The 5,655-nt window shown below is 68.5% G+C and carries 4 protein-coding genes; 1 reads left to right on the top strand and 3 read right to left on the bottom strand.

Going from position 1 to position 5,655, the window contains the following annotated elements; translation table 11 throughout:
• Window positions 1-39 precede the first annotated feature (39 nt).
• Together rpoD and dnaG are read right to left on the bottom strand one after the other, a co-directional pair.
• Window positions 40-1,176, bottom strand: coding sequence for an RNA polymerase sigma factor RpoD (gene rpoD, locus ABZU75_RS44920; protein WP_343976494.1), 1,137 nt, complete (start codon window positions 1,174-1,176; stop codon window positions 40-42).
• A gap of 152 nt (window positions 1,177-1,328) precedes the next feature.
• Window positions 1,329-3,179 carry a DNA primase gene (dnaG, locus tag ABZU75_RS44915; protein WP_355569172.1) on the bottom strand — a complete coding sequence of 617 codons (1,851 nt, stop codon included), beginning with the start codon at window positions 3,177-3,179 and terminating at the stop codon, window positions 1,329-1,331.
• A 224-nt stretch (window positions 3,180-3,403) separates the two neighbouring features.
• Between dnaG and ABZU75_RS44910 the strand changes: the two genes are divergently transcribed.
• On the top strand, window positions 3,404-4,237 hold the full coding sequence (locus tag ABZU75_RS44910; protein WP_355569169.1) for a M23 family metallopeptidase: 834 nt from the start codon (window positions 3,404-3,406) through the stop codon (window positions 4,235-4,237).
• A gap of 13 nt (window positions 4,238-4,250) precedes the next feature.
• Here ABZU75_RS44910 and ABZU75_RS44905 read toward each other — a convergent pair whose 3' ends face one another.
• On the bottom strand, window positions 4,251-5,483 hold the full coding sequence (locus ABZU75_RS44905) for a deoxyguanosinetriphosphate triphosphohydrolase (RefSeq protein ID WP_355569166.1): 1,233 nt from the start codon (window positions 5,481-5,483) through the stop codon (window positions 4,251-4,253).
• Window positions 5,484-5,655 lie beyond the last annotated feature (172 nt).

Below are 5,655 nucleotides of genomic sequence, written 5' to 3'. Positions count from 1 at the left end.
CGGGAACCGAGGTTCCCGGGGCCCGCGCCGTACGGCTCCTCAGTCGAGGTAGTCGCGGAGCATCTGCGCCCTCGTCGGGTGGCGTAGCTTGGCGAGGGTCTTCGACTCGATCTGACGGATGCGCTCGCGCGTCACGCCGAACTCCCTGCCGACCTCCTCCAGCGTCCGGGGGTGGCCGTCCGCGAGCCCGAAGCGCAGCTGGATGATGCGCTGTTCCCGATCCGAGAGCGTCGCGAGGATGTCGTCGAGCTGGTCCTGCAACATGATGAAGGCCGCCGCCTCCATCGGGACCACCGCGTCCGCGTCCTCGATGAAGTCACCGAGGTCGGAGTCCTCCTCACCGATCGGCGACTGGAGCGAGACCGGCTCCTGGGCGATCCGCTGGATCTCGATCACCCTGTCGATCGGCAGGTCCATCTCCAGGGCGATCTCCTCGGGCGCGGGCTCGCGGCCGAGGTCCTGGTGGAGCTGGCGCTGGACACGCACCAGCTTGTTGATCGTCTCGACCATGTGCACCGGAATCCGAATGGTGCGCGCCTGGTCCGCGATGGCCCTGGTGATCGCCTGGCGAATCCACCAGGTGGCATATGTGGAGAACTTGTAGCCCTTGGTGTAGTCGAATTTCTCGACCGCCCGGATGAGCCCGAGGTTGCCCTCCTGGATGAGATCCAGGAACAGCATGCCGCGCCCCACATATCTTTTGGCGATTGACACGACCAGCCGCAGATTGGCCTCGATCAGCCGCTGCTTGGCCCGCGTGCCCTGCCAGGCGAGCTCCTTGAACTCCGGGAAGACCAGGCGTGAGACGACGCTGGTCAGCTTGTCCTCGGCGAACAGGCCCGCCTCGATGGACTTGGCGAGCTCCACCTCCTCCTCGGCCGTGAGCAGGGGCACACGACCGATCTCCCGCAGGTAGATCCGGACGAGATCGCTGGTAGGAGCCCTTTTCCCGATATCCTCCTCATCGGACCGGGCGGGTTCCTCGTCGCTCTGAGGCTCGAGGACCTCCACTCCGTGCTCGGCGAGCATGCGGACGACGCGTTCAAGCGCGTCGGACGGCAGCTCGGACTTGTCGAGAGCGGCGGCCACGTCATCGACCGTGACGCTTCCGCGCTCCCTTCCCTTCGTGACGAGGTCGGCCACCTGGTCTACCGATGGCGGCCCACTTGGCAGCACCGATGCACCCACGGGAGACAGTCTGCTGTATTGGGCCCCCTAAATGGCAGACCTATTTTTGTCACCGAAGGTAAGGCCGCGATCATTATCGAATTGAGACCTTATTCGGGTTTGGTGGAATCGCCTCGCGGATATTAAAGCCAATTACGCGATCAGCTCGCGGCGGCGCGTTCCCTCAGCACGCGCCGCTGCTGCTCAAGCGCGACCAGTTCCGCGTACAGCCGCTTGTACTCCTCCGGCTCCTCGACGGGATTGGTCCGCTCCATGCGTGATTTGAGCTGATCGAGCACGCGGGTGACGGCGATCAGTTCGAGTGCCACCAGCAGCCCCGCCGCGTACCGCTCCTCGCTCGTCAGGTCGGCGCGGATCTCCTCGACCGCGAAACGGGTCAGGAGCCCTCTCAGGGAGTCGCTCACGCCGTTCAGCAACCGGTCCACCCACTCTCGCCCACCGGCTCCGGCCGCCGCCGTGCCGCCCGCGTCGGCGATGAGCTTGTAGAGGGCGAGATGCTCGGGAAGGGTGAACGCCTCCCCGCCCATCACGTCGAACTCCGGGCCGAGCAGCGCGGGACGCTGCACCGCCAGTTTGAGAACCTCGGCCTCGGTCCTGACGGTGGGATCGGTCAGGTCCGCGACCTTCCTCGGCCTGGCCTTCTGACGGGGACCCGGCTGTGCCCGCAGGGACACCTCCATGATCCGGTCCAGCACGAAGCTCTCGTCGTTGAAACCGAGCCAGCGGTCCAGGCTCACCGCGTACAGCTTGCGCAGCCCCTGGTCCTTGATCCGGGCCACGATGGGTGCCGCGGCGTCGAGTCCGGCGAGCCGCCCCTCGTTGGTGCTCGCGTCGTAGCGGGAGATCACGCTGCGAATGGCGAAGGCGAACAGCGGCTCCCGGCCGGCGATCAGGTCGCGCACGGCCGCCTCGCCGTGCCTGATGCGCAGGTCGCACGGGTCGAGCCCGTCCGCCTGCACCGCCACGAAGGTCTGGGTGGCGAACTTCTGCTCGTCGGCGAAGGCGCGCAGCGCCGCCTTCTGCCCGGCGGAGTCACCGTCGAAGGTGAAGACCACCTCGCCCTGGGAGCCCGTGTGGTCGAGCAGCAGCCGCCGGAGCACCTTGATGTGCTCCTCGCCGAACGCGGTGCCGCAGGTGGCCACCGCCGTCGGCACGCCCGACAGGTGGCAGGCCATCACATCGGTGTAGCCCTCGACGATCACGGCCTGGGAGCGCTTGGAGATCTCGCGTTTGGCCAGGTCGACACCGTAGAGAACCTCGCTCTTCTTATAGAGCGGGCTTTCCGGGGTGTTCAAATACTTCGGCCCATCTTCGGCGTCGTTCAACTTCCGCGCGCCGAAACCAATGACATCGCCGGTTATATCGCGAATAGGCCAGACCAGCCGTCCCCGGAAGCGGTCGATCGGGCCGCGCCGCCCCTCCTTGGCCAGCCCCCCCTTGATCAGTTCCGCGCTGGTGAACCCTCTGGCCATCAGGTGCCGCGAGAGCGCCTCCCACTCGGCCGGGGCGTACCCGACGCCGAAACGCTCGGCGTCGACCCGCTCGAACCCCCGCTCCGACAGGAACCTGCGCCCGATCGCGGCGTCGGGCGCGGACAGCTTCGAGGCGTAGAACTCGGCCGCCGCCCGATGGGCCTCGATCAGGCGGATGCGCTCGCCCTGCTCGCGTCCCGGGACGTATCCGCCCTGCTCGTAGCGGAGCTGGATGCCCGCCCGGCCGGCCAGCCGCTCGACCGCCTCGCCGAACGACAGGTGCTCCAGGCGCCGGACGAAGGTGATGACGTCACCGCCCTCGGCGCAGCCGAAGCAGTACCAGTACCCCCGGGTGGGGGTCACGTTGAACGACGGGCTCTTCTCCTCGTGGAAGGGGCAGAGCCCTTTCAGGTTGCCGCCGCCCGCGTTGCGGAGCTGGATGTGCTCGCCCACGATGTCGGCGATCGGTGAGCGCTCCCGTACGAGCGCGATGTCCTCGTCACTGATCCGGCCTGCCACGCCGCGAGTCTAGTCCGGCCCCCCGACAGGTCGGAGCAGTCGGCCCGGTCCGCCTCCGGACGGGTGGCAGCGGTGCCGCCGGGATGGGAGGGACAGGAGGAACGATGACTTTCCCGAAGCGGTCGTGACCAACCATGACGTCGGTTACAAAGGTAAAGGCGGATTCTCGATAATGTACGCGGGTGGAGATCATGCGATCGGGGCATATAGCACGATTGGCCGCTGTGACAGGTGCGGTGCTCGTCACCGGAGCCTGCGCGTCGCCGGGTGGGGTGGCGGGCATCGGCACGGCGGCTCCGAGCTTCGAGTCCGAGGCCGCCGCCGGGGCACCGGCCTCGGTCACCGCGACCATGCCCGAGGCGACGCCGACCCCCGCCCCGCAGACGGCGGTCGACCGTCCCAAGGCCGACCCCCCGGTGCGGGTTCCGCCGCCGAAGGTTTCCGAACACACCTATGTCTTCCCGGTGAAGGGCTGCTCGGTCAACTACCAGAGCAGGCTTCTGGTACTGCCCAAGACCACGATCTGGGCGGCCAAGGGCTGTTCCTTCGTCTCGCCGGTGAACGGCGTGGTCGACGAGGTCAACGTCAAGAACCGCTGGAAGCCGTCCACCGATCGCGGCGCCGACCGTGAGGGGCGCTTCGTCACGGTCATCGGCGACGACGGCGTGCGCTACCTGGGCGGCCACCTGGACAAGGTGGCCGCGGAGGTCCGGCCGGGGTTGCGCGTCAGCGCCGGCCAGGTCCTGGGCCAGATCGGCAACTCGGGCAATGCCCGCTCCACGGCCAGCAACCTCTATTTCGCGATCTCCTGGAAGGCCGATCCCTCGCTGTGGTGGGTCCGCCGGGGCATGGTCAAGCCGTGGGACTATCTGGACGCCTGGCTGAAGGGCAACCCCACGCTCTCTCCGGCCGACGAGATGCGGGCCGTGATGAACCGGACCGGGGTGGCTCCCAGGTGCGTCACCCTCTGCGCGTCGAAGCCGGCGCCGACGAAGAAGCCCACCAAGAAGCCGGAAGAGCCCGAGGAGCAGGAGCAGATCACACTGGGCGGCGGCTGAGCGCGACAGCGGGTCAGTGACCCGCCAGGTGGCGGTGCCAGGCGACCGCGGAGGTGTCGGTGAGCGAGGCGATCTGGTCGATGACCACGCGGAGCCGACCGGCGTTCCCCGCCGCCCTGGTGAAGGCGGGCCTGAAAGCCGGTTCCAGGGTGCCGGGGGCACCCAGCATGATCTGGTGGGCCAGGTCGTGGATCAGCTCGCGCTGCCTGGCCTGGTTGGCGTTGTGCGCGTCGCTGGCCATCACGTAGTGGGCGGTGACCCCCTTCAGCAGCGCGCACTCCAGCCGGGTGGCCCTGGGCACGATCAGGTCGGCGCTGTAGCGCCCGGCGGCCGGGCCGTACGCCTCGCGGGTGGCCACCTCGGCGGACCTGCAGAAGTGGCCGATGAGCGAGCTGGTGAGCCCCTTGATCGCGGCGAGGTCAGCGAGCGAGCGGTCGAAGTGGCGGGGCCAGAGCGGCTGGGTGATCAGGCGGCCGAAGAGATCCTCCAGCTCGCCGGGCTCCGCGTCGGGGGCGTACCACTCGCGGGTGGTCGCGCAGACCTCGCGGCGCTCCGCCGGGTCGCGCATCGCCTCCAGCACCACGTTGCCCGAGTGGAGGGCGTCTTCCAGGTCGTGCACGGAGTAGGCGACGTCGTCGGCCCAGTCCATGATCTGGGCTTCGAAGCTGACCCGCCCCTCGGGTGCGCCCTCCCTGATCCACTCGAAGACCGGCAGGTCATCGTCGTAGACGCAGTACTTGGCACTTCTTTCCCTGGTCCACGGGTATTTGACCGCCGCGTCCAGAGCGGCGCGGGTGAGGTTGAGGCCGGCGCTACGGCCGTCCTCGGTGACCACCTTGGCCTCCAGCCGGGTCAGCAGGCGCAGGCTCTGCGCGTTGCCCTCGAAGCCGCCGCACCCGGCGGCGAGTTCGTTGAGCGCCGTCTCCCCGTTGTGGCCGAACGGCGGGTGGCCGAGGTCATGGGCCAGGCAGGCGGTCTCCACCAGGTCGGGGTTCCTGCCCAGCGCCTCCCCCATCTCCCGGCCGATCTGCGCGCACTCCAGGGAGTGGGTAAGGCGGGTTCGGGGGATGTGCTGGCCGCTGCCGAAGGTCTCTCCCGGGCCGACGACCTGGGTCTTGGCGGCGAGCCGCCGCAGCCCGGCGCTGTGCAGCACGCGTGCCCGATCACGCCCGAACGGGTTTCTGCCGGGGTTGCCGGGAGGTTCCGGCACCCATCTGACCTGGTCGTGTTCGTCATAGCCATGCATAAGTGCAGTGATTTTATCCGCGATAGGAGAGCACTATGCGGAACGGCGAGAAAACACCTGGTTACCGGGACCCGTGACCTTTGTCCCGGCTCGTACCGGACCCCGAGGCCGCCCCGGTGCGGTGGGACGACCACGGGGCCCGGCTCCGCGGGTGTCGCCTCCGGCGGTGCCG

The sequence above is a fragment of the Streptosporangium sp. NPDC005286 genome (assembly GCF_040607515.1).
Lineage (GTDB): Bacteria > Actinomycetota > Actinomycetes > Streptosporangiales > Streptosporangiaceae > Streptosporangium.
This window is presented reverse-complemented; position numbering and strand designations above follow the sequence as displayed.